24 protein-coding genes are annotated in these 21,568 nt (G+C 62.6%); 17 read left to right on the forward strand and 7 right to left on the reverse strand.

Annotation, left to right across the window (positions count from 1 at the left end; all coding sequences use genetic code 11):
• Nucleotides 1–5: 5 nt before the first annotated feature.
• Nucleotides 6–929: a TIM barrel protein gene (locus AC1D2N_RS16015; protein ID WP_018241292.1), complete on the reverse strand. Its 924-nt coding sequence runs from the start codon at nucleotides 927–929 to the stop codon at nucleotides 6–8.
• A gap of 40 nt (nucleotides 930–969) precedes the next feature.
• Nucleotides 970–1,884, reverse strand: a complete 915-nt coding sequence (locus tag AC1D2N_RS16020) for a sugar phosphate isomerase/epimerase family protein (RefSeq protein ID WP_047619719.1) — start codon at nucleotides 1,882–1,884, stop codon at nucleotides 970–972.
• Nucleotides 1,885–2,092: 208 nt separating this feature from the next.
• Here AC1D2N_RS16020 and AC1D2N_RS16025 point away from each other — a divergent pair, with 208 nt between their 5' ends.
• Nucleotides 2,093–3,094, forward strand: a complete 1,002-nt coding sequence (locus tag AC1D2N_RS16025) for a LacI family DNA-binding transcriptional regulator (protein ID WP_165403083.1) — start codon at nucleotides 2,093–2,095, stop codon at nucleotides 3,092–3,094.
• A 72-nt stretch (nucleotides 3,095–3,166) separates the two neighbouring features.
• Here AC1D2N_RS16025 and AC1D2N_RS16030 read toward each other — a convergent pair whose 3' ends face one another.
• Nucleotides 3,167–4,072: a S1C family serine protease gene (locus AC1D2N_RS16030; protein ID WP_018241295.1), complete on the reverse strand. Its 906-nt coding sequence runs from the start codon at nucleotides 4,070–4,072 to the stop codon at nucleotides 3,167–3,169.
• A gap of 387 nt (nucleotides 4,073–4,459) precedes the next feature.
• On the opposite strand from AC1D2N_RS16030, the gene AC1D2N_RS16035 reads away from it, so the two are divergent.
• Nucleotides 4,460–5,863, forward strand: a complete 1,404-nt coding sequence (locus AC1D2N_RS16035; RefSeq protein WP_130652075.1) for an aminotransferase-like domain-containing protein — start codon at nucleotides 4,460–4,462, stop codon at nucleotides 5,861–5,863.
• Nucleotides 5,864–6,181: 318 nt separating this feature from the next.
• On the forward strand, nucleotides 6,182–6,550 hold the full coding sequence (locus tag AC1D2N_RS16040; protein ID WP_017990843.1) for a DUF983 domain-containing protein: 369 nt from the start codon (nucleotides 6,182–6,184) through the stop codon (nucleotides 6,548–6,550).
• 164 nt (nucleotides 6,551–6,714) lie between these two features.
• Here the strand turns inward: AC1D2N_RS16040 and AC1D2N_RS16045 are convergent, their stop codons facing one another.
• A complete protein-coding gene (locus tag AC1D2N_RS16045; protein WP_130652076.1) occupies nucleotides 6,715–7,614 on the reverse strand; it encodes a LysR family transcriptional regulator in 900 nt (299 codons plus the stop codon).
• Between the two features lie 143 nt (nucleotides 7,615–7,757).
• On the opposite strand from AC1D2N_RS16045, the gene AC1D2N_RS16050 reads away from it, so the two are divergent.
• The 4 genes from AC1D2N_RS16050 (at nucleotide 7,758) to AC1D2N_RS16065 (ending at nucleotide 10,535) form a co-directional block, all read left to right on the forward strand.
• Nucleotides 7,758–8,369, forward strand: a complete 612-nt coding sequence (locus AC1D2N_RS16050) for a glutathione S-transferase family protein (protein WP_130652077.1) — start codon at nucleotides 7,758–7,760, stop codon at nucleotides 8,367–8,369.
• 60 nt (nucleotides 8,370–8,429) lie between these two features.
• Nucleotides 8,430–9,383, forward strand: coding sequence for a pyridoxamine 5'-phosphate oxidase family protein (locus tag AC1D2N_RS16055; RefSeq protein WP_130652078.1), 954 nt, complete (start codon nucleotides 8,430–8,432; stop codon nucleotides 9,381–9,383).
• Nucleotides 9,384–9,490: 107 nt separating this feature from the next.
• On the forward strand, nucleotides 9,491–9,952 hold the full coding sequence (locus AC1D2N_RS16060; protein ID WP_130716042.1) for a nuclear transport factor 2 family protein: 462 nt from the start codon (nucleotides 9,491–9,493) through the stop codon (nucleotides 9,950–9,952).
• A gap of 22 nt (nucleotides 9,953–9,974) precedes the next feature.
• Entirely contained in the window at nucleotides 9,975–10,535 is a 561-nt protein-coding gene (locus AC1D2N_RS16065; protein WP_018446208.1) for a TetR/AcrR family transcriptional regulator, read from the forward strand.
• A gap of 124 nt (nucleotides 10,536–10,659) precedes the next feature.
• Here AC1D2N_RS16065 and AC1D2N_RS16070 read toward each other — a convergent pair whose 3' ends face one another.
• Complete coding sequence (locus tag AC1D2N_RS16070; protein WP_018241303.1) at nucleotides 10,660–10,791, reverse strand: hypothetical protein; 132 nt, start codon at nucleotides 10,789–10,791, stop codon at nucleotides 10,660–10,662.
• A 156-nt stretch (nucleotides 10,792–10,947) separates the two neighbouring features.
• On the opposite strand from AC1D2N_RS16070, the gene AC1D2N_RS16075 reads away from it, so the two are divergent.
• Together AC1D2N_RS16075 and AC1D2N_RS16080 are read left to right on the forward strand one after the other, a co-directional pair.
• Complete coding sequence (locus AC1D2N_RS16075) at nucleotides 10,948–11,634, forward strand: hypothetical protein (RefSeq protein WP_018241304.1); 687 nt, start codon at nucleotides 10,948–10,950, stop codon at nucleotides 11,632–11,634.
• Between the two features lie 20 nt (nucleotides 11,635–11,654).
• Entirely contained in the window at nucleotides 11,655–11,960 is a 306-nt protein-coding gene (locus tag AC1D2N_RS16080) for a Dabb family protein (protein ID WP_003546748.1), read from the forward strand.
• Nucleotides 11,961–12,242: 282 nt separating this feature from the next.
• On the opposite strand, the gene AC1D2N_RS16085 is transcribed toward AC1D2N_RS16080, so the two are convergent.
• A complete protein-coding gene (locus AC1D2N_RS16085) occupies nucleotides 12,243–13,466 on the reverse strand; it encodes an MFS transporter (RefSeq protein WP_130652079.1) in 1,224 nt (407 codons plus the stop codon).
• A gap of 374 nt (nucleotides 13,467–13,840) precedes the next feature.
• Here AC1D2N_RS16085 and AC1D2N_RS16090 point away from each other — a divergent pair, with 374 nt between their 5' ends.
• The 8 genes from AC1D2N_RS16090 (at nucleotide 13,841) to AC1D2N_RS16125 (ending at nucleotide 21,031) form a co-directional block, all read left to right on the forward strand.
• A complete protein-coding gene (locus AC1D2N_RS16090) occupies nucleotides 13,841–14,089 on the forward strand; it encodes a hypothetical protein (RefSeq protein WP_018241305.1) in 249 nt (82 codons plus the stop codon).
• A gap of 55 nt (nucleotides 14,090–14,144) precedes the next feature.
• A complete protein-coding gene (locus tag AC1D2N_RS16095; RefSeq protein ID WP_018241306.1) occupies nucleotides 14,145–14,816 on the forward strand; it encodes a response regulator transcription factor in 672 nt (223 codons plus the stop codon).
• Entirely contained in the window at nucleotides 14,806–16,209 is a 1,404-nt protein-coding gene (locus tag AC1D2N_RS16100) for a sensor histidine kinase (protein ID WP_003546769.1), read from the forward strand. The genes AC1D2N_RS16095 and AC1D2N_RS16100 overlap by 11 nt, the downstream gene beginning before the upstream one ends.
• A 118-nt stretch (nucleotides 16,210–16,327) precedes the next feature.
• On the forward strand, nucleotides 16,328–16,750 hold the full coding sequence (locus tag AC1D2N_RS16105) for a lipA protein (protein WP_018446204.1): 423 nt from the start codon (nucleotides 16,328–16,330) through the stop codon (nucleotides 16,748–16,750).
• 183 nt (nucleotides 16,751–16,933) lie between these two features.
• Nucleotides 16,934–18,091, forward strand: a complete 1,158-nt coding sequence (ccmI, locus tag AC1D2N_RS16110; RefSeq protein ID WP_425375775.1) for a c-type cytochrome biogenesis protein CcmI — start codon at nucleotides 16,934–16,936, stop codon at nucleotides 18,089–18,091.
• Nucleotides 18,088–18,585, forward strand: coding sequence for a cytochrome c maturation protein CcmE (gene ccmE / locus AC1D2N_RS16115; RefSeq protein WP_018241309.1), 498 nt, complete (start codon nucleotides 18,088–18,090; stop codon nucleotides 18,583–18,585). Before ccmI ends, ccmE begins: the two co-directional genes overlap by 4 nt.
• A complete protein-coding gene (locus tag AC1D2N_RS16120) occupies nucleotides 18,582–20,579 on the forward strand; it encodes a heme lyase CcmF/NrfE family subunit (RefSeq protein WP_130652081.1) in 1,998 nt (665 codons plus the stop codon). Before ccmE ends, AC1D2N_RS16120 begins: the two co-directional genes overlap by 4 nt.
• On the forward strand, nucleotides 20,576–21,031 hold the full coding sequence (locus tag AC1D2N_RS16125; RefSeq protein WP_028733901.1) for a cytochrome c-type biogenesis protein: 456 nt from the start codon (nucleotides 20,576–20,578) through the stop codon (nucleotides 21,029–21,031). Before AC1D2N_RS16120 ends, AC1D2N_RS16125 begins: the two co-directional genes overlap by 4 nt.
• A 90-nt stretch (nucleotides 21,032–21,121) precedes the next feature.
• On the opposite strand, the gene AC1D2N_RS16130 is transcribed toward AC1D2N_RS16125, so the two are convergent.
• Nucleotides 21,122–21,541, reverse strand: coding sequence for a cupin domain-containing protein (locus AC1D2N_RS16130; RefSeq protein ID WP_018241312.1), 420 nt, complete (start codon nucleotides 21,539–21,541; stop codon nucleotides 21,122–21,124).
• Nucleotides 21,542–21,568 lie beyond the last annotated feature (27 nt).

Here is a 21,568-nt window from a genome sequence, read left to right on the forward strand (position 1 = left end):
ATGCTCTAGAACCCGACCGACCTGAGGTAATCGCGGCTTTGCTTCACATCTTCGAGGCTGCCGGCGACATTGAGCGGATCGCGCTCCTGCTCGACGGTGATGAAGCCGTGATAGCCGATCTCCTCGAGCGTCCGCTTGACGGCGGGATAATCGATGACCCCGCGGCCGATCGGGCACATGACGCCCTGTCCGCAGGCCTCGAAGAAGCGGATCCTTTCACCCAGCACACGGTCGAAGACGCCCTGGTCGATATCCTTGAAGTGGACGTAGTCCAGCCTGTCGGCATAGCGGCGAAGCATCTCGACCGGATCCATGCCGGCATAATAGCTATGGCCGGTGTCGAGGCAGAAGCCGGCGATCTCCTGCGGAATGTCACCTGCCACCCGCTCGATTTCATCGGCAAATTCGATATAGCCGCCCGCATGCGGGTGGATGACGGCGCGCACGCCGTATTTCCGCCGAGCGAGTTCGGCGATCGCCGTGATGTTGGCGACCATCCCGGCCCAGGCCTTGTCATCGAGACGCGGCGCACGATCGGAATGGCCGGCAGCATAGTCCCGTTCGTCGTGCCCCCAGTCCATGACCGTGAGATAGGGCGTCCTGAACCGCTGGCCCGCCACCTGTTCCGGCTGCGGCAGCCTGGTGATAACGGCGCAGATTTCGTCCGTCTGCCGCAGCAATGTCTCCCGATTTTCAGGAGAGACCAGATCGTCGAAGATCGTGCCGGCGACGATGAAGAGATTGCGCTCGGTGAGCGCCTTTGCGACGAGCGCATCATCGAGCGGCACGTAACCATAGGGCCCGAGTTCAAGGCCGCCATAGCCGGCTGCCGCCGCCTCGTGGAAGACGCGTTCCCAGGAGGGAAGGTTTGGATTGTTGACGTCATCAACGCCCCAGCAGCAGGGGGCTGTCGTAATCGTGATGGTCACGGTTTTATTCCTGAGTGGGTGCCGGGGCGGATGTTGGCGATCAGCCAAGTTTCCCGGGCCAGTATTTGTCGACATATTTTTGAATTTCGGAGCGCATGAAGCGCCCGGAATCGTCGGCGCGCTCCTCCCAGCCGAAGACGCAGGCGGTGATGATGCCGTCGAACCCGACTGCGGCGAGCGAGGAGAAGAAGACATCCCAATTGATCTCGCCCTGGTACATATCCATGTGCTGATGGATGGTGACCTTCGCGCCCGGTGGATTGATGATGTAGCGCAGCCCGGATGAGGCCTTGTGATTATAGGTATCGGCCACATGCACATGGGCGATCAGCGGGCCGGCATCGCGGATCATCCGCGCCATATCGTCACCGAAATAGAAGGTATGCGGCGCGCAGTAGAGGAATTTGACGTTCTTCGAGCCGATGGTCTTCAGCATGTCGATCGCCGGATGCAGCGTTTCGCACCAGTCTTCCGGATGCGGTTCCATGTTGAGCGTGACGCCCTCACGCTCGAACACCGGAACGAGCTCTTCTATCGAGCGCCACCAGGCAGCCTCGCTGTGCTCGTGGGTATGCATGCCGCCGCAGCAGCTGGCGCGGTGGCTGCGATCCGGCGACGGGCCGCGGCCGAATTCCGAGTTCATCGTATCGCAGCCCATTTCGGCGGCGATCGCGATCGCTTCTTTCCAGTAGCGCACCGCGGCCTGCCGCTCGTCCTCATGCGGGCTCGCCCAGCGATACATCGGCAGGATCGAGGCGAGCTGGACGCCGTGATCCTTCAGGGCCGCCTTGAATTCCGCGATGCGTTCCTTGTGTGCCCGCGGGCGCACCCACCAGGGCAGAAAATCGTCGCGCGGTGAAAGCTCGATATGCTCATAACCGAGCTCCGCCGCCTTGCGGCAGAGGTCGCGCAGGTTGAGGTGACGGTGCATATGCGGGTCAAGTGCGATCTTCATCTGGCTCCTCCGTCATCCCCGGCCGCTTCGCGCCGGCGGATGATCCTTGATCTCGTTCGTTTTGGACCGTCCGGTGCTCCTCCCGGATTGCTGGCACGATACTGCTGCGGCGCCCCGATACTCCAATGCTTCCTTGATCAAATTTGATCATTGACCCCAGAGCATGCCGATGCTCTGCTGTGTCAGCTTTGGGAGTGAGTGAGCCCTGATGAAGGTGACTTTGAAGGATGTCGCGAGGCAAGCCGGCGTTGGCACCGCGACCGTGGAGCGCGTCCTTAACCGCCGCGGCGGCGTGCGGCCGGAGACGGTGGAGAAAGTCTTCCTGGCGGCAAGACGGCTTGAGTACCGGCAAAGCCTGCCGGTCGCCCATCGCGGCCTGATCCGGATAGAGGTGATCCTGGTTCGCCCGGAGACCAGCTTCTATTCGCGTTTGAACCGGGCGTTCGAGCGCATCGCCGCCTCGCTTGACGACAGCATCACCGTTCACCGCACCTTCGTCCGCGAGAACGAGCCGGCGCAATTCGCCCGCTACATCGCCAACCCGATGGCACGCCGATCGGCGCTGATCGTGGTTGCGCCCGACCATGCCGATGTCGTCACCAGCGTGCGGAAGGCGGCCGGTCTCGGCATCCCCGTCGTTCAGATCATGACCCGTCCGGCCCCCGAACTGCCCTATGTCGGCATCGACAATTATGCTGCCGGACGCACCGCGGCTCACTACATGTCGGGCATGCTGGCGCAGCGCCCCGGTTCGTTCGTCGCTCTCTGCCACAGCGGCGCCTATGAGAACCATAAGGAGCGGATCCGCGGCTTCTCCAGCTATCTCTCGGAGAAGGGTTCAAACGAACATCGTTTCATCGAGGTCATGTTCGATCTCGATGATGAGCACAATGCCATGGAGCTGCTGCAAGCGGCCCTCCTGCGGGAGCCCGGCATCATCGGCGTCTATAGTGCCGGCGGCGACAACAAGGGTGTTGCCAGGGTGCTCGAGGCAAACAAGGCTAGGCGGCCGTTCTGGGTCGGCCACGAATTGACGGAGCAGACGCAGGACTACCTCCGCCACGGCATCATGTCGATCGTGCTCGACCAGGCGCCGGAGGTGCAGGCAAGGAGATCGATAGACCTTGCCCTGAACAGGCTGGGTCTCATCGAGGTGGAGGTCAGCGCCGAGCCGGTGCGCTTCCTGACGATCACATCGGAAAATCTCTGAGGCGGGATAAGGATGCCCGGACAATCCGCTCGACTGAGCGCTAGCGGCTTTCTCACGACGCTGGACGCAGCCTTACTGCAGCTGCGGCTTTCTGAGAAAGCTGTTGCGGTCGGCGGATTTGATGCGCAGCCAGGCTTCCCGGCCGTTCCTGAGAATCCGCATGGGGATTTCGGCGCCGGCCGGGCCGCTGCTCCAGAGCTTGCGGTAGAAATCGGCCAGGCCATCGACCTCTTCGTCGCGGATCTCCGATATGATATCGCCCTGACGCAGGCCCGCCTGGGCGGCCGGACCGCCTTCGGCCACGCTCATGACCACCACGCCGCCATTGCTCTCGGCAGAGAAGGCGCCGAGCCAAGGCCGCGGCGGCTTGTTGACCTGGCCGCGGTTCAAGAGATCGTCAAGGATCGGCGGCAAAAGGTCTATCGGCACGACCATGTTGATATCGGCAACCTCGTCGCCATCGCTCATCTGCAGGCGAAGCGAACCGATGCCGAGAAGCTTGCCGTCCGAACCGATCAGCGCCGCGCCGCCCCATGAGGGATGGGCCGGTGCCGTGAAAATCGCCTCGTCCAGCAGATATTCCCAATAGCCGGCGAATTCCTGCCGGGCGACGATATTTGCCTCGACGAATTCTCCGATCCCATCGGCAAGCACGACGGGATCGCCGGGCTTGGCTGTCGCCGCGTCGCCGAGATCTACCGCCGGGGCATTCAGGGCCCCGAGCGCCTGGACCAGGCCGAAGCCGCTTTCCTGATCATAGGCAAGCGCATGCGCGGGAACCACGCGCCCGTCATGGGTCGTCAGCCAGACCTCCTCGGCCTCGGTGATGAGATAACCGATGGTCAGCACCAGCCCGTTGTCGCGAATAACCACGCCGCTGCCTTCCCGGACAGTGCCCAGCGTCTCCGCCGTGAAGGCATCTTCCGGAATGGAGGAACGGACGGCCACGACTGACCGCAAAATCGGATCGATATTCATACTTTCATCCCGATGGGCGCCGGCGCGAAAGGCCGAAATCCGGCGCACTCCACTCTGAATAAGTAAGAAGATGGATGGGCGGAGGCAAGGCTGTGGCGGAGGGAATTTCCGCCACCGCATTTGATGATGCGCTGGAAACGTGGAAAGATCCAAGCGGCTATCGGCGTGGGGAATCGCCAATTCCGTAGGGGAATGCGCAACGCATTCAATCCGCGATCAAATCGGTTGGAATCTGCGATTTTCGTAATATCTCACACGGCGCAACGCTGCGTCATTCCGTCGACCATCCTCTTCAAACTTGTGTGTATGATATTTTTTGATGACAGTGGCACTGCGCAACAATATACGGTCAATCCTATCAGGAATCAGACTGACACGGATCACGACATGAAAGACTGGCATCCCGATCTCAGCCGCAGCAGCAGCCCCCGTTATATGGCGATCGCCGATGTGATCGAAATGGATCTGCGCAGCGGGCACCTGGTGGTTGGGGACCGGCTGCCGCCGCAACGTGAACTCGCCAAGCGGCTGAATGTCGATTTCACGACGGTAGCCAGAGGTTATGTCGAGGCGCAGAAGCGCGGGCTTGTGGATTCGCATGTCGGCCGCGGCACCTTCGTCACCGGTGGTGCGGACAAGGAGCGCCAGGGCTTCGCACCCGACGCCGCGCCCGATCCCCGCCGCGCCTCCGTCGTCGATTTCTCGATGAACATGCCGCCGGAACCGGATGATCCGGAACTGATCGCCCGCATGCGCGAGGGCATGTCGGCAGTGGTGGCGAGCCTCATTCCGCTGCTGCGCTACCAGGGTTTCGGCGGCTCCAGCATGGACAAGGAGGCTGCAGCCTCCTGGCTCAGCCGTCGCGGGCTGGTGCCCTCGCAGGAGCGGATCTTCGTCACACCAGGCGCCCATCCGGCCCTGCTGGCGATCTTTGGCCTGCTGGCAAAACCGGGCGAGACCGTGCTTTCGGAAGTCATCACCTATCCCGGTATGCGCTCGATCGCCGCCCAGCTGCGGCTCAATCTGACCGGCCTGCCGATGGACGAGGACGGTATCTTGCCGGACGCCTTTGCAGACGCCTGTGAGAGATTGAAACCGAAAGCGCTCTATCTCAATCCGACGCTGCAGAACCCGACGACGCTGACCATCCCGGCCAGGCGCCGCGAGGAGATTTGCGCCGTTGCCCGCAAATATCACGTGCCGATCGTCGAAGATGATGCCTACGGCTTTATTCCACAGCAAGGCCCGGCGCCGCTCGCCGCCATGGCGCCCGATCTGACCTGGCATATCGGCGGGCTGGCGAAATGCATCGGCGCGGGTCTGCGCCTTGCCTATGTCGTGGCGCCGGACAGCAAGGCTGTGTGGCCCTTCGTCAGCGCCATGCGCGCCAACAATGTCATGGCCTCGCCATTGACCGTGGCGCTCGCCACCCGCTGGATCGAGGACGGCACCGCCGATACGATCCTGCGTTTCATCCGTGCTGAGGCGGCCGCCCGCCAGCAAATGGTTGCTGCCATCCTGCCGGCCGGCAGCTACCGCGCCGATCCGATCAGCTTCAACATCTGGCTGCCGCTCTCCAACGGCTGGACCCGCTCCACCTTCGGCAGCCATACTCGTTCTTCCGGCATCGGCGTCGTCGCAAGCGATGCCTTCACGGTCGAGGGCGTTGCACCCGAGGCCGTACGCGTCTGCCTTGGCGGACCGATCACCCGAGAGAAACTGCAGGGCGCACTGGAATTCATGGCCCATGCGCTGGAAGGCCCACCGGAAATGGCGGGGTCGTTCTTCTGACGCAGAATTCCGCCACGGGCTGGCACTGACGAAATCCGGAAGCAGTCGGGAATCAGATCGGCCGCACCCTAAGCTGTCCGGGGATGGCGAAGCATATCCGTCACGTTCACGTTTGAACTGCCCAGGCTGCCAAGCCTGGCTGCAGCCCCAAATGCTGCTTCAGAAATCTGCAGTCAGCTTTGCTGCCGGCCTGCGCTGGGAGTTCTGCGGCATTCTGGCGAATTGACTGGTAATTTCTTTCCAATGTAATTATATTGCATGCATTCATTCAAGATATTGAGTGCATCAATGTCCGCGGCACAGGAAAGCGAGATCGTCATGGATACGGAATATCCCCCACTTCCTCCGATACAGACCGGTATCAGGGGGCGCTGCCCGCGCTGCGGCCAGGGTCATATGTTCAAGGGCTTCCTGACACTGCAGCCGGAATGCGAGGTCTGCGGCCTCGACTATTCCTTCGCCGATCCTGCCGACGGTCCGGCCTTCTTCGTCATCTGCTTCGCCTGCATACCAAGCGTGCTGCTCGGCGTCTGGCTAGAGGTGGCCTTTTCGGCGCCGATCTGGGTGCAGCTTCTGGTCACCGGGCCCTTCATGCTCGCCACCTGCATTCCGCCGCTGCGGCCGCTGAAGGGCTGGCTGGTCGCCAGCCAGTATTTCTACAAGGCGGAAGAGGGCAAGCTCGCCTAAAGCATGTCGCGCAAACCTGTGCAGCGGTCTTGCGATAACGACATGCGTAAAAACAAAGACCTAAAGCATGTCGCGCAAAACTGTGCAGCGGTTTTGCGATAACGATATGCGTCAAAACAAAGACCAAAAGCCCGAGGGGCGAATCTGAAAGATCGCGACGCGCTTTAGGGCCTGTTGAGCGTCCCGCGCAGGCGCGGCGTTGCGAAATCGAGCAGCGCCCGCAGCTTCAGCGGCACCAGTCCCTGCGCGGGATAGACGAGATGCACCGGCGCCGGCGGTGGTTCAAAATCGGCAAGCAGCGGCACCAGCAGGTCGGCGCTCTCGGCGTGTGCGGCCTGGTAGGAGAGCACGCGGGTGATGCCGAGGCCGGCAACAGCTGCGTCTACCGCCGCCTCGGCGGTGTTGACGGCAAGCCGCGAGCGGATCGGTACTGAGAGATCGCGTTTCCCCTCGGTGAATGTCCAGCTGAGCATCGAGGCCATGCCCTCGAAGGTGACGCAGTCATGCGCGGCGAGATCGCCTGGATGCCGAGGGAGGGCGTGCCGCTTGAGATAATCGGGGCTGGCATAGACCGTGCGGCGGATCGCGCCGAGCCTTGTGGCGATCAGGTTGCTGTCCGGCAGGTTGCCGATCCTAAGCGCCATGTCGATATGATCCTCGACGAGGTTCGACAGTCGGTCGCCAAGCATCAGCCGCAGATTGATATCGGGATAGGCTTTCAAGAAATCCACCACGACAGGCAAGACATGCAGCCGACCAAAGACGATCGGCGCGGTCATCGTCAGTTCGCCCTTTGGCGCGCTATATTCGCCGGCCGCCGTCCGTTCTGCCTCTTCCACCCGATCGAGAATTTCCCGCGCCGCCTCGACATAGGAGCGGCCGGCCTCCGTCAGCGTGATCTTCCGGTTGCTCCGTTGCAGCAGCTGGGCGTTGAGGTGTGCTTCCAGTTCCGAAACCTTGCGGCTGACGGTTGCGAGCGGGGATCGCAGATGTCGTGAGGCGGCCGAGAGGCTGCCCTGTTCGACAACGGCAAGGAGCACGGTCATGGCGTCGAGGCGGTCCATTCTATCCTTCCATGAATTGGTAACATGCCTTCCAGATTAGCATTCTACTGCAGTCAGGTGGAAGGCAGTAAATTACACCGCAGATGGTTCAAAGCGGCCATCGCCAACCGCGTCCCGTCGATCGAAAGACCAGAGGAACCATCATGAAACTCTACCATCACCCGCTCTCCGGTCATGCACACCGGGCTCATCTGTTCCTGTCGCTGCTTGGCGTGCCCTATGAACTGGTCGAGGTCGACCTGGCAGCCGGCGCTCACAAGGCGCCGGACTTTCTGAAGCTCAATCCCTTTGGCCAGGTGCCGGTCCTCGACGACAATGGGGTCGTCATCGCCGATTCCTCCGCCATCCTCGTCTATCTCGCGCGCAAATACGGCCGCACCGACTGGCTGCCGGAAGAAGCGGTGGCAGCGGCCCGGATACAGAAGTGGCTCTCGGTTGCTGCGGGCGAGATCGCCTACGGTCCATGTGCTGCTCGCCTGGTTACCGTCTTCGGCGCCGATTTTCGCACCGACGAGGTGATCGCCCGGGCGCACCGCATTCTCGCACTGGTCGAGGCGGAACTGGACGCTCGCCGCTTTCTGCTCGGCGACAATGCGACGATCGCCGATGTTGCACTCTACAGCTACATCGCCAATGCGCCGGAGGGCAATGTCGACACCTCGGCCTATCAGGCGGTGCGCGCCTGGCTTGCGCGTATCGAGGCGCTGCCGGGCTTCGTCGGTTTTCGCAGGACGAAAATCGGCCTTGCCGCATGAGAAGCCGCCGGGACGGACTACCGTCCCGCTTTCCCCAACGATACCTGCAAGGAGATCGAGATGCTGGAGCAGACAGAACAGGACGCGCCGTCACCCTGGCATGAGGGTGAACTCGCCATCCAGCGCAGCGTCGGTGTCGTCGAACGCATGGACGGGCCGGGACGGAATTTCGTCCGCAAGGCCATGCCGGAACAGCACCGCGCCTTTTTTCCGATGCTGCCTTTCGTCGTGCTCGGCGCCGTCGATGCCAAGGGTGATGTCTGGGCAACGATAAGGGCTGAGCGACCGGGCTTCATGGCCTCGCCTGAGCCGGAGGTCCTTGAGGTCGGCCTGCCGCGCGACCCGGCCGATCCTGCCGATGCCGGCATGGACGATGGCGACGCGATCGCCATGCTTGGCATACAGCTCGAGACCCGGCGGCGTAACCGCCTGAACGGCGTGATCCGCAGGACGGACGCTAAAGGTTTTGACGTTCGCGTCGGCCAGAGCTTCGGCAATTGCCCGCAATATATCCAGCCTCGCTCTGCCGCCTTTGTCCGCGATCCCGATATGCCGACGGCGACGCAGCCGCTTCATTCCGGTCAACTCGACGATCGGGCGCTGGGGATGGTCGAGGGCGCCGATACGTTTTTCGTCGCCTCCTATGTCGACCGCGCCAATGGCGAGCGGCAGGTGGACGTGTCTCATCGCGGCGGCAATGCCGGCTTCGTGCGTGTCGGCGCCGACAGCGTGCTGACCATTCCCGATTTTGCCGGCAATCGGTTCTTCAACACGCTTGGCAATATCCTCGTCAATTCGAAGGCAGGGTTGGTCTTCGTCGATTTCGAAACCGGCGATATGCTGCAGATGACGGGAAATGCCGAAGTGCTGCTGGATTCCCCCGATATCGCCACCTTTCAGGGAGCAGAACGGCTATGGCGTTTCACGCCGGAAGAGATCGTGCTTCGCCCGGATGCTCTGCCGCTGCGGTGGCGGAAGGAGAGCGTGGATCTGCTGCGCCGTTCCCGCGGGTGAGGGTGCCCCTTGGCTGCCTCTCGATCCCGGGCGAACATCGCTTCGAAGCGGATTGCCAATAATTGTACCAATCAGTACAGTGATAACCGTTCAGTACAGGAGTGATCATGTCCAGCCTTGTCCCGCCCTTCACCCTTGAAACCGCCACCCAGAAAGTCCGCCTTGCCGAGGATGGCTGGAACAGCCGCGATCCCGAGCGCGTCTCTCTCGTCTATACGCCGGACAGCCGCTGGCGGAATCGCGCCGAATTCGTCAACGGCCGCGCCGAAATCGTCGCTTTCCTCACCCGCAAATGGGCCAAGGAGCTGGATTACCGGTTGATCAAGGAGATCTGGGCCTTCACCGACAATCGCATCGCCGTGCGCTTCGCCTATGAATGGCATGATGACAGCGGCAACTGGTTCCGCTCCTATGGCAACGAGAACTGGGAGTTCGACGCCGCCGGCTTGATGCAGCGCCGCTTCGCCTGCATCAACGACCTGCCGATCCGGGAATCGGAGCGCAAGTACCACTGGCCGCTCGGCCGGCGGCCGGACGACCATCCCGGTCTGACCGAACTCGGTCTCTGATCAAGCCAAGGGAAGTTCGCGGGTGAAAACCGTCTACGAACGCGCCGACATCGTCCCGCTGCTCGCCGAAATCTTCCGCGAGCTCGGCTATGAAGGCACGTCGCTCAGCCGCATCACCGAACGCACCGGCATCGGCAAGGGCAGCCTCTACCACTTCTTTCCCGGCGGTAAGGAGGAGATGGCAAGATCGGTGCTCGCCGATGTCGATGCATGGTTCGAACATGCGATCTATCAGCCGTTGAGAAATGGGGATGCCCGTGAGGCGATCGCGGCGATGTGGACGAATATAAACGACTACTTCCGCTCCGGCCGCCGCATCTGCCTGGTCGGTGCCTTTGCGCTTGACGAGACCCGCGAGCGGTTTTCGGCAGCGATCGGCGACTATTTCAGCCGCTGGATCGAAGCCTTGCGTTCGGCGCTGATGCGGGCAGGCTGTACTGAGGAGCAGGCGCAAATGCTCGCCGAGGAGAGCGTCTCCGGTATTCAGGGAGCGCTGGTTCTGTCGCGTGCGCTGGACGATAAGATGGTTTTCACCCGATCGTTGGACACGCTGGCAAAACGGCTCGATGCTGTGATGCGATGAGGGGGCAAACCGCTGGGACGTCTACTGCCCTGTGAAAATTCACCCGGCCACGATCGACTGGCCGGGGCATTGATCGGGCGCTGGGCGGCGCTCGAGCTTACATTGGTACCGCTTTGCGTATATTTCAGCGTTGTTGTTGAGGCTGCTGGGCCGGGCGCGTATTTTCCCGTTCAGGGCGAATCTGGCGCCATTCGTTTTCCATCTGGTCGACGACATGCTGGGGAATGGTGGTTTGGGTATTGGCCGGCGTCTGCATCGGAAGTCTCCTCTGTTCGTAGTAAGGCTTCGGGGCAGTGAGATGCATTGCACAAGACAAAAGGCGTGTAAATCAGTGGTTTAAACACTTTAAACGATTAAATCGAATTTAATCGATTAAGACGGTCTTAACCATGATATTCGAGGGAAGCGCGGAATGGTTGTCCACATGGACCGGACATTCTTTTTCGATACGGTACGGCACCAGCTCTTCAAAGGAAACCTGACTCAGCCTCAGGTAGTGGGCATCACGGCGATTCTCGACGCCTGGGAAGAGCGGTTTGCTGGGGCCGACCGGCGGTGGCTCGCCTATATCCTCGCAACCGCTTACCATGAGACCGCCTATACGATGCAGCCGGTGCGGGAGACGCTGGCGGAAAGCGATGCGCGCGCGGTCGAGATCCTGGAGACGGCCTTCGCGGCAGGCAGGCTCTCCTGGGTGAAGACACCCTACTGGCGGCCGGACGAGGATGGCTGCAGCTGGCTCGGCCGCGGCCTGGTGCAGCTCACCCATAAGCGGAACTATGAGGCGATGAGCGTGCTGACCGGGATCGACCTCGTTGCCGATCCCGACCGCGCGATGGAGATGGATGCGGCGGTGACGATCCTGATCGAAGGTATGCTGCAGGGCAGTTTTACCGGCCACAAGCTCGCCGATCATCTGAACGCGACGACCGCGGACTGGGTGAATGCCCGCCGCATCGTCAATGGCACCGACCGGGCGGAAAAGCTGGCAAGCTATGCCATGGCCTTCGATGCGGCGATACGTCCCGATGCTGCGCATCGCATGCGCGCGCGGTTGAAGGCCTGGGGCTCGCGTGTTATCGCCCGGCTGAGACTCTGAAATCTGACAGGAGCTTCCGCGTGATCCGCCATATCGTCTTTTTCACCGTGCAGGAGGAACATCTGCAGGAGGTGAGGGCCGGGCTTTCTATACTGACCGGCATTCCGCATGCGCGGCTGCTGGAAATCGGCACCAATGTGAAGACCGATCAGCTGGGCACCGAGATCGATCTTGTAGTCTATGGCGAATTCGACGATGAAGCGGCCCTTGCCGCCTATAAGGCGCATCCCGATTATCAGCTCTCGATCGACCGCGTGCGGCCGCTCCGCGAAAAGCGCATCGCCGCCGACTACGACAGTCGCACGGCGGTGACGCGGCCGCTCTGACGCCTGCAGGCATCCGGCTGCCGAGCCGCATTCCGTTTAAATTTCAAATGGATGAATGATTGTCCGGATTCGGTTCGTCGCGAAGCTGACTCAACTTCTGAGCCACCGGATTCAACTTTCGAAAAAGCGGCGGCGAACGATTCAAAAGACTCGGGAAAAGCGGGCGTCCGTTCGTCATCAACTCGCCCCAATGGCCGCGATGTGTGGACGGAAAGTGTTCTCGTCTCTGCGCGGATGATAATCAAGACAGATTAAGAATGGCTGACTTTAGGGTGCAGGCCGTCACGGAGCGACCGGGCTCGGCTGCGATGCATGGGCGCCGCGCACCAGCGCCATCAGCATCAGCACGAAGGCCAGCGACAAGGCCGCGAGAGCGGCGCAGGCGGCGAGCGCCGGGCCGGTGCCGGCGCGGTCGAGGATGGCGGTGAAGATGACCGGGGCGATGGCGTTGGCGAGATTTTGCGGCAGCGACAGCCTGGCCGATTGCAGTCCGAATTCGCGCGGTGAGAACAGCGCCAGCGGCAGCAGCGCGCGGGCGACAGTCATGACGCCGGCGCCAAAGCCGTAGAGCAGGATGAAGGTGACGAGCAGCGGTGTCGACGGGCTGGCGACCAGCATTATCAGGAAACTGATCATCATCAGGCTGATGCCCATGGCTGCGCTGAGCATGGGGTTACCGCGCCGGCCAAGCAGCATGTCGAGGAAACGTGCCGAGATGCCAAGGACGCCGCGTGCCGAGCCGAGCTGCAGCGCTAGGGCTGGCGAGGCGCCGGACTGGCGGAAGATTTCGAGCAGCGATGGGGAGATGCCGAAGGTGATGAAGGTCGAGATCGTCGTCGCCGCGGCAATCAGCAGGAAGACTTTGCGTTGCTCGGCCTTCGACAGCGGCACCGGGGCGATTTCGGCCGCGCTGCCTTCGATATGCGTTGCGAGCGGCTTCGGCAGGGCGAAGAGATGCAGCGGCAGGCAGACGAGGAATTGCAGCGCCGCGCAGACCAGGAAGGTCAGGCGCCAGCCGACCGCCTCGTTGAGCAGGCTGAGGATTGGCCAGAAGATGGCGCTCGAAAGTCCGGTGAACAGCATCAGGATGGCGATGACGCGTTTGCCGTTCGCCCCTTCGCGCTCGACGACGGCGGTGTAGGCCGGTGCCGAGAGGCCAAATGCGCCGCCGATGCCGAGGATGACCCAGGCGCTGGCATAGAGCACGATGCCGTTTGCGGCGGCAAGCACAAGCAGGCCAAGCGCAAAGGTCAGCGAGGCGGCCGAAAGTACCCGAGCAGCACCATAGCGGCCGAGCCAGCGGCCGGTCGCCGGACCGACAATGGCGCTGACCACCATCATGATCGTCAGGCCGGCAAATACCACCTCGTTCGGCAGGCCGAGATCCGGCGCCACGACGCGGCCCATGACCCCGAGCATGTCGAAAGTCGTGCCCCAGCCGATCAGCTGGGTAACGGCAAGGACGGTGACCGTCTGCGCCGAGCGGAAGCGGGAGGATTTTGGCATAGGTGCTGAAACGGTCTGAAATGCGGGGGCAGCAAGGACATAACAGTTTCAACCGGCCCGTGAAAGCTGCGGTCGGCAGGAATCGGAACGGCGCGGCCGATTCGCAAATGACGGCTGTGGAGTCGGTCCCGTCAACTCACCGCCTTTACGGGGCTGACGAAGAATGCGTGGATCCCAAGGCTGGAGGCTATCGTTCTTGGACGCAACGGCGCCGCCGGACCTTGCCGCGGCGGCGATTTCCAGGCGCTGAAACAGGCTGTCCCGACGAGTCGAGAACAGTTCTAAACACCCTGCATTACAGCGCATTCATTTGCCATTCAGGTCGCGTGAGTACATATTCGAGGCAAGTTGGCATTACCTTGAAAGCATAACACATGGCCTTTCCTCTGAGCGTCGCAGCATTGGCCGCCGGACTGGTGGTATCGGCGCCCTCACCGGACGCCACGGGCAGTTTTGTCCTGCGTGTGGGAGGCGATTGCAGCGCCGCCGCAGCCCAGGTCGTCGAGCAGACGGGCGGCCAGCTGCTGTCCGTGCAACCGGTGGGCGATACCTGCATCATCACCGTTCTTGTGCAGGGCAACGGCCAGCGCCCACGCAAAGTGACGGTAAAGGTTCCGATGTAAGCGGAATCGGCTTATTCAGGACATTGATCGATTTGAAGCGGACGAAGGCGGACCGATGCGCATCCTGGTAGTCGAAGACGACGTTAATCTGAACCGGCAGCTGGCCGACACGCTGAAGGAGGCGGGATATGTCGTCGACCAGGCGTTCGACGGCGAGGAAGGCCATTTCCTCGGCGACACCGAACCCTATGACGCCATCATCCTCGATATCGGCCTGCCGGAGATGGACGGGGTCACCGTTCTTGAAAAATGGCGCGGCGCCGGCCGCGGCGTCCCGGTGCTGATTCTCACGGCGCGCGACCGATGGAGCGACAAGGTCGCCGGCATCGATGCCGGTGCCGACGACTACGTCACCAAGCCCTTCCATGTCGAGGAAGTGCTGGCGCGCATTCGGGCGCTGATCCGGCGTGCAGCCGGGCATTCCTCATCTGAGATCATCTGCGGGCCGGTGCGGCTCGATACCAAGTCCTCGAAGGCGACGGTCAACGGCACGACGCTGAAGCTGACCTCGCACGAATATCGCCTGCTCGCCTATCTCATGCATCACATGGGTGAGGTCGTCTCGCGCACGGAACTGGTCGAGCATATGTACGACCAGGATTTCGACCGTGATTCCAATACGATCGAAGTCTTCGTCGGCCGCCTGCGCAAGAAAATGGGCGTCGACCTGATCGAAACGGTGCGCGGTCTCGGTTACCGCATCCAAGCGCCGAAACATGCGAATTAAGTCGCTCACCGCACGTGTTTTGTTGCTGACCACGGTCTGGTCGACAGTGGCGCTGGTGGTGATCGGTCTGTTGATCTCCACCCTCTACCGCAAGAGCGCCGAACGCGGTTTCCAGGATCTGTTGCGGGCGCAGCTCTATAACGTCATCAATTCGGTGACGATCGGCGATCAGGGCGCACTCAGCGGCAGCCCGCAGCTCGGCGACCTGCGTTTTGCCCAGCCGAAGACCGGCTGGTATTGGGTGGTGGAGCCGCTCGGCACCTATACGACCGCTCCGCTGGTCTCGCCTTCGCTCGGCTCGGCGCTCATTCCGGTTCCCTCGGTCGTCGAGGCGCCCTTCGACAAGAATTACGAACGCTACTATCAGGTGACGGACGCCTCCGGGAACCGCGTGCAGGTGGCCGAGACCGAAGTGGTGCTCGATACTGACGGGCGTGCAGCGCGCGTCCGCGTCACCGGCAATGTCGATGTCGTCGAGGATGACGTGCGCACCTTTTCCCACAGCCTCTATCTGGCGCTCGCCGGTTTCGGCGTCGGCAGCCTGATCGTCAACGCGCTGGCGATTCTCTACGGCCTGAAGCCGCTCGACAAGGCGCGTGCCGCGTTGGAGCGCATCCGCGCCGGCGAGAGCGAGCAGCTGAAGGGCGACTTCCCGCGCGAAATCCTGCCGCTCGCCAACGAGGTGAATGCGCTGATCGACAGCAACCGCCGCATCGTCGAGCGCGCCCGCATGCAGGTCGGCAATCTCGCTCATTCGCTGAAGACGCCGATTGCCGTGCTCCTCAACGAGGCGCGGGTCCTGGAGAAATCCCATGGTGAGCTGGTGCGCAGCCAGGCGGAAGCGATGCAGGGGCAGGTGCAGTCCTATCTCAATCGGGCGCGCATCGCCGCGCAGCGCGAATCCGTGCTCGCCCGCACCGATGCAGAGCCGGCGCTGGAGCGGCTGGTGCGCGTCATGCGCCGTCTGAACGTCGATACCGAATTCGATCTCGTCGTCTCGCCGCCGCATCTGGCCGTTGCCATGGAGCAGCAGGATCTCGAGGAGACTGTCGGCAATCTCCTGGAAAATGCGGCGCGTTTTGCCAAGAGCAGGGTGCGGCTTTCGGCCGTCGAGGCCGGCGAGGATGTGAAAGGGGTGGAGGCGAGCGCGCGCCGCCATTGGGTGGAGCTCGCCGTCGAGGATGATGGGCCTGGCCTGGAGCCGGACCAGATCCGCGAGGCGCTGAAGCGCGGCCGCAGGCTCGACGAAAGCAAGCCCGGAACCGGGCTCGGCCTTTCGATCGTCACCGAGATTTCCAACGAATACCAGGGACGGCTCGAGCTTTCCCGCGGTGAATGGGGCGGGCTGAAGGCGAAGCTTATCCTGCCTGGCGTCACAAAGGATGTTGCATGAGCAACTGCTTGATGTCACAAAGATACTGGCAAATGTATAGCATGCTTTGCCTTAATGCTGACACGGGGACGCTGCACTTCGATCGGCTGAAATTGACCCCTGATCGTGGTTCGACGCAATGATTTTACGCTCGCAAGGCATGATCGCTTCCGCTCTTCTCGTCGCCGTCGCGCTATCCGGCTGCACGACGACGAAGAGTGCCGCTTCGCGCGGGATTTTTTCGAGCAAACCCTCGGCATCGGCCGCCTTCATCACCGCGCTGCAGGGCGGCATTGTCGGCCGCAGCGGCGTGAGCTTGACCGACAGCGACAAGCAGCGGGCGCTCGAGGCGGAATATCGGGCGCTGGAAGGGGCCGCCGTCGGCCAGCCGGTGCTCTGGACCGGCAAGGACGTCACCGGCAAGGTCGTCGCGGCGGCACCCTATCAGGTCGGCTCGCAGAACTGCCGGCAATATACCCACACGCTGACCGTCGACGGCAAGGACACGGTGGCGCGCGGCGCTGCCTGCCGCAACGACGACGGCAGCTGGTCGCCGCTCTGAATTGCGGCCAATAGAGCGCCGCGCGTCCCGACAGGACGCGCTAAGGACGCTCTATCACTTTAAATGGCGCATAATCTTTTCCGAAAATCGATTCCGATTCTCGGGGTTATGCGCTAGCCTCAAATCTTCGTCATTCTGGCTTTGGCAGTTGGAATGAAGGCGCTCTTCACGTATTTGGGCGACATGCTGTTCTGGATTCTCGTTGCCGCTTTGACGGCAGCCCTCGCCGTCATCCTGCTCTACCCCCTTCTGCGCGGAGCGAAGGCGGCGGATAATATCCGTGCGGGCGAGGCGGCTGTCTATCGCGACCAGTTGCGCGAACTCGACCGCGATCTCGATGGCGGGCTGATCACCCCGGAGGAGGCTGATTACGCCAGGGCGGAAATCGGCCGGCGGCTGATCGCGGTCTCTGCCGAAGAGCCGGCCGAGATGCCGAAACCCGCGCGGCATCACCGTTTCACCGAGGCCTTCGTCCTCCTGGTCCTGCCGGTTCTCGGGCTCTGTCTTTATTTGACGACGGGCAGGCCGGACCTGCCCTCGCAGCCGCTGGAAGCGCGGCTGGAAAACCCTGGCAACGACGTGGCGGTGCTGATCACCAAGGCGGAACGGCACCTGGCTGAGAAACCTGATGACGGCAAGGGCTGGGATGTGCTGGCGCCGATCTATTTCCGCACGATGCGCGTCAACGATGCGCAAGTGGCCTACCGCAATGCCATCCGGCTTCTCGGCCCGAGCCCGGTCCGGCTCGATGGCCTTGCCGAGGCGCTGATGGTGGTCTCCGACGGCGTGGTGACCGAGGAGGCACGGCAAGTGCTGGAACAATCGCTGACGCTGCAGCCTGACAATCCGCGTGCCCGCTTCTACATCGCCCTCAGCATGGAGCAGGCGGGACGGCCCGATGAGGCGCGCCAGGCCTTCGAGGCGCTGGCGAAACAATCGCCATCAGATGCGCCGTGGCTGCCGCTGGTCAACCAGCATATCGCCACGAACGGCGGCGCGCCGGCAGGCGCCAATCCGGCTACACCAGGCGCCAATCCGTCGGCCCCGGGCAATCCCACGCAGGAAGATGTGGCGGCGGCCGAGAACATGAGCGCCGGCGACCGGCAGCAGATGATCCGCGGCATGGTCGAGAGCCTCGACGCCAAGCTCAGCGAGGATCCGAACAATTTCGAGGGATGGGTGCGGCTCGTCCGCTCTTACGCCGTATTGAACGACAAGGATCGCGCCGCCGGCGCCCTGAAGCGCGGACTTGCGGCCTTTCCGCCGCCTGGCGAAGAGGGCAGGCAATTGCTGGCGCTTGCCAGGGAACTCGGCATAGCCACGGAGGGAGCGACGCAATGACGCGCAAGCAGAAGCGCCTGGCGGTGATTGCGGGCGGCATGGGCTTCATCCTCACCGCCGTGCTGCTGGTGATGTTCGCCTTCAGCCAGTCGGTCGCCTATTTCTACATGCCGGCCGATCTCGCCAAGACGCCGGTGGCGCCGGAAACCCGCATCCGGCTCGGCGGTCTGGTCGGCGAGGGCAGTGTCGTGCGCGGCACCGGTTCGACGGTGGAATTTGCGGTCACCGACGGCAGCACCAATGCCGTGAAGGTCAAATATACCGGCATCCTTCCCGATCTCTTCCGCGAGGGCCAGGGCGTCGTCACCGAAGGCATGTTTGCCGCTGGAACGAACGTCTTCGTCGCCGACACCGTGCTTGCCAAGCATGACGAGACCTATATGCCAAAGGACGTCGCCGACAGGCTCAAATCCCAGGGGTTGTGGAAGGAAGGTCAAGGCCAGGAAGCTCAGGGGAAGCAAGCTCAGGGACAGGAAGTGAAGGCGACGCCATGATCATCGAGATCGGCCATTACGCGCTGGTGCTGGCGCTGGCAACGGCGCTCATCCTCTCCATCGTCCCGGTGATCGGAGCCCGTCGTCACGACCGGGCGATGATGGATGTGGCGACGATCGGCTCGCTGGCGATGTTCTCGCTGGTGGCCTTCTCCTTCGGCGTGCTGACCTATGCCCATGTCGTCTCGGATTTCTCGGTCGAGAACGTCTGGGAGAATTCGCATTCTCTGGTGCCGCTGCTCTACAAATATTCCGGCGTCTGGGGCAATCACGAAGGGTCGATGATGCTCTGGCTGTTGATCCTGACGCTGTTCAGCGCTCTGGTCGCCGTCTTCGGCCGCAATCTGCCGGAGACGCTGAAAGCCAATGTACTTTCCGTGCAGGCCTGGATATCGGTCGCCTTCACGCTGTTCATTCTGTTGACCTCCAATCCCTTCCTCCGGCTCGATCCGGCGCCGGCCGAGGGCCGCGATCTCAACCCGGTCCTTCAGGATGTCGGTCTGGCGATCCACCCGCCGCTGCTCTATCTCGGCTATGTCGGCTTCTCCGTCTGTTTCTCCTTTGCGGTCGCGGCCCTGCTGGAAGGGCGGATCGACGCCGCCTGGGCCCGCTGGGTGCGGCCCTGGACGCTTGCCGCCTGGACCTTTCTGACGCTTGGCATCGCCATGGGCTCTTACTGGGCCTATTACGAGCTCGGCTGGGGCGGCTGGTGGTTCTGGGACCCGGTGGAAAACGCCTCCTTCATGCCATGGCTCGCCGGTACCGCACTGTTGCATTCTGCCCTCGTCATGGAAAAGCGCGAGGCGCTGAAGATCTGGACGGTGCTGCTGGCCATCCTCACCTTTTCGCTGTCGCTGATGGGCACCTTCCTGGTGCGCTCCGGCGTGTTGACCTCGGTGCATGCCTTTGCCAGCGACCCATCCCGCGGCGTTTTCATTCTCTGCATCCTGCTGATCTTCATCGGCGGGGCGCTGTCGCTATTTGCCTTCCGCGCGCCGCGGCTCGCTGCCGGAGGGCTGTTCGCACCGATCTCGCGCGAAGGCGCGCTCGTCGTCAACAATCTGATCCTGACGGTCGCCTGCGGCACCGTGCTCACCGGCACGCTCTATCCGCTGCTCTTGGAAACGCTGACCGGCGACAAGATTTCCGTCGGGCCGCCCTTCTTCAACCTGACCTTCGGCCTGCTGATGGCGCCGCTGATCGTCATCGTACCCTTCGGGCCGATGCTGGCCTGGAAGCGCGGCGATCTGCTCGGCGCCCTGCAGCGGCTCTATGTCGTGGCAGGTCTTGCCTTCCTTGCCGCAGTAATCTTCTTCTACATCGAACATGGCGGGCCGGTGCTGTCAGTGCTCGGCCTCGCCGCCGGGCTGTTCCTGATCCTCGGCGCCGTCGCCGATCTCTGGTATCGCGCCGGCATCGGCAAGGTCGCCGGCCGTCTTGCCTGGCGCCGGCTTTCCGGCCTGCCGCGTTCGGCCTTCGGCACCGCCCTTGCCCACGCCGGGCTCGGCGTCACCGTGCTTGGCATCGTCGCGGTGACGACGTTCCAGAGCGAGCATGTCATCGAGATGAAGCCGGGTGAGGTGACCGAGGCCGGCGGTTATAGCCTGCATTTCGACGGCATGCAGCCGGGGACCGGACCGAACTATACCGAGGAGCGTGGCCACTTCACCATCCGACGTGCCGGCGTCGCGGTTGCCGATACCTGGTCGGCCAAGCGCCTTTATACCGCCCGGCAGATGCCGACGACGGAGGCCGGCATCCTGACCTTCGGGCTGAGCCAGCTCTATGTCTCTTTGGGTGATGCCACCAAGGACGGCGGCATCGTCGTACGCATCTGGTGGAAGCCGTTCATTCTCTGCATCTGGGGCGGCGCGGTGTTCATGGCCTTCGGCGGCCTCGTCTCGCTCAGCGACCGGCGCCTGCGTGTCGGCGCCCCGCGCCGCAAGGCGAAGCCGGCAAAGCCGGCAGCTCCCGCAATGGAGCCGGCGGAATGATGCGGCGTCTGCTCCTGGCTTTTGCTTTGCTGCTGATGGCCGCCCCCGCCTTTGCCGTCAATCCGGACGAGGTGCTGGCCGATCCGGCGCTCGAGGCGCGGGCCCGCGCGCTTTCAGCGGAACTGCGCTGCATGGTCTGCCAGAACCAGTCGATCGACGATTCCAACGCCGATCTGGCCAAGGATCTGCGCCTGCTGGTGCGCGAGCGCATCACCGATGGCGACAGCGACGAGGCGGTGCTGAACTATATCGTCTCGCGCTATGGCGAGTTCGTGCTGCTGAAGCCGCGTGTCGGCATGAAGACGGTGCTGCTCTGGGGTGCCCCGCTGCTGCTGGTGCTGGCCGGCGGGCTGTCACTGCTGGTCTTTGCGCGCAAGAGGGCGGGCAAGCCGACCGGCAGCAAGCTAACGGCGGACGAGCAGGCGCGGCTGAGCGAGCTTCTGAAAAAATAACCGGCCAGCCGGCAACTCCCCAGCGCGACTTGTGCGCCGCGGCGGGTGATGCGCAATCAACTGGAAAATTGCGAGGCTTGGGTGAGCTGATCAGACCGGGACCAGTCCGTGGCGGAGCATGATCTCATTGGCCTTCGCGAGGTCCGGTTTGCCGGGCACGTTCACCACCTCGGCAATTTCCTCGAAATAACGCCGTCCAATTGTACCCGGCGTGATGGTCGCCAAGACCTTGGCTGCGCCATCATGCAGGTTCTCGTGATGGTGCACCGCCCCTCGCGGAATGAATATGGCGTCGCCGGCGCGAATCTCGTGCGTTTGGCCGTCGACGATGACAGTGAGCGCGCCTTCAAGGCCGTAGAGGAATTCGTCAGCATCCCGATGACTGTGCGGAGCGGGGACGCGCGCCCGAGATGGCACTGTGAATTCAAACACCGTCGCGCCGACTTCACAGATGAGAAAACGCAGTTCGAGTTGCCCGATCCGCACAATATCGTTTCGCACCGCTTCCATCAAAGGTCCCCACAATGTAAAGTAACT

It is taken from the genome of Rhizobium sp. P1_B8, from assembly GCF_056406515.1.

What these genes read in the sequence shown, in the direction of transcription:
- AC1D2N_RS16035 (WP_130652075.1), top strand. Translation starts at nt 4,460, where the DNA reads ATGAAAGACTGGCATCCCGATCTCAGCCGCAGCAGCAGCCCCCGTTAT.
- AC1D2N_RS16025 (WP_165403083.1), top strand. Translation starts at nt 2,093, where the DNA reads ATGAAGGTGACTTTGAAGGATGTCGCGAGGCAAGCCGGCGTTGGCACC.
- AC1D2N_RS16050 (WP_130652077.1), top strand. Translation starts at nt 7,758, where the DNA reads ATGAAACTCTACCATCACCCGCTCTCCGGTCATGCACACCGGGCTCAT.
- AC1D2N_RS16075 (WP_018241304.1), top strand. Translation starts at nt 10,948, where the DNA reads ATGGTTGTCCACATGGACCGGACATTCTTTTTCGATACGGTACGGCAC.
- AC1D2N_RS16130 (WP_018241312.1), bottom strand. Translation starts at nt 21,541, where the DNA reads ATGGAAGCGGTGCGAAACGATATTGTGCGGATCGGGCAACTCGAACTG.
- AC1D2N_RS16125 (WP_028733901.1), top strand. Translation starts at nt 20,576, where the DNA reads ATGATGCGGCGTCTGCTCCTGGCTTTTGCTTTGCTGCTGATGGCCGCC.
- AC1D2N_RS16030 (WP_018241295.1), bottom strand. Translation starts at nt 4,072, where the DNA reads ATGAATATCGATCCGATTTTGCGGTCAGTCGTGGCCGTCCGTTCCTCC.
- AC1D2N_RS16040 (WP_017990843.1), top strand. Translation starts at nt 6,182, where the DNA reads ATGGATACGGAATATCCCCCACTTCCTCCGATACAGACCGGTATCAGG.
- AC1D2N_RS16105 (WP_018446204.1), top strand. Translation starts at nt 16,328, where the DNA reads ATGATTTTACGCTCGCAAGGCATGATCGCTTCCGCTCTTCTCGTCGCC.
- ccmI (WP_425375775.1), top strand. Translation starts at nt 16,934, where the DNA reads ATGCTGTTCTGGATTCTCGTTGCCGCTTTGACGGCAGCCCTCGCCGTC.
- AC1D2N_RS16055 (WP_130652078.1), top strand. Translation starts at nt 8,430, where the DNA reads ATGCTGGAGCAGACAGAACAGGACGCGCCGTCACCCTGGCATGAGGGT.
- AC1D2N_RS16090 (WP_018241305.1), top strand. Translation starts at nt 13,841, where the DNA reads ATGGCCTTTCCTCTGAGCGTCGCAGCATTGGCCGCCGGACTGGTGGTA.
- AC1D2N_RS16020 (WP_047619719.1), bottom strand. Translation starts at nt 1,884, where the DNA reads ATGAAGATCGCACTTGACCCGCATATGCACCGTCACCTCAACCTGCGC.
- AC1D2N_RS16100 (WP_003546769.1), top strand. Translation starts at nt 14,806, where the DNA reads ATGCGAATTAAGTCGCTCACCGCACGTGTTTTGTTGCTGACCACGGTC.
- AC1D2N_RS16045 (WP_130652076.1), bottom strand. Translation starts at nt 7,614, where the DNA reads ATGGACCGCCTCGACGCCATGACCGTGCTCCTTGCCGTTGTCGAACAG.
- AC1D2N_RS16070 (WP_018241303.1), bottom strand. Translation starts at nt 10,791, where the DNA reads ATGCAGACGCCGGCCAATACCCAAACCACCATTCCCCAGCATGTCGTC.
- ccmE (WP_018241309.1), top strand. Translation starts at nt 18,088, where the DNA reads ATGACGCGCAAGCAGAAGCGCCTGGCGGTGATTGCGGGCGGCATGGGC.
- AC1D2N_RS16095 (WP_018241306.1), top strand. Translation starts at nt 14,145, where the DNA reads ATGCGCATCCTGGTAGTCGAAGACGACGTTAATCTGAACCGGCAGCTG.
- AC1D2N_RS16060 (WP_130716042.1), top strand. Translation starts at nt 9,491, where the DNA reads ATGTCCAGCCTTGTCCCGCCCTTCACCCTTGAAACCGCCACCCAGAAA.
- AC1D2N_RS16085 (WP_130652079.1), bottom strand. Translation starts at nt 13,466, where the DNA reads ATGCCAAAATCCTCCCGCTTCCGCTCGGCGCAGACGGTCACCGTCCTT.
- AC1D2N_RS16120 (WP_130652081.1), top strand. Translation starts at nt 18,582, where the DNA reads ATGATCATCGAGATCGGCCATTACGCGCTGGTGCTGGCGCTGGCAACG.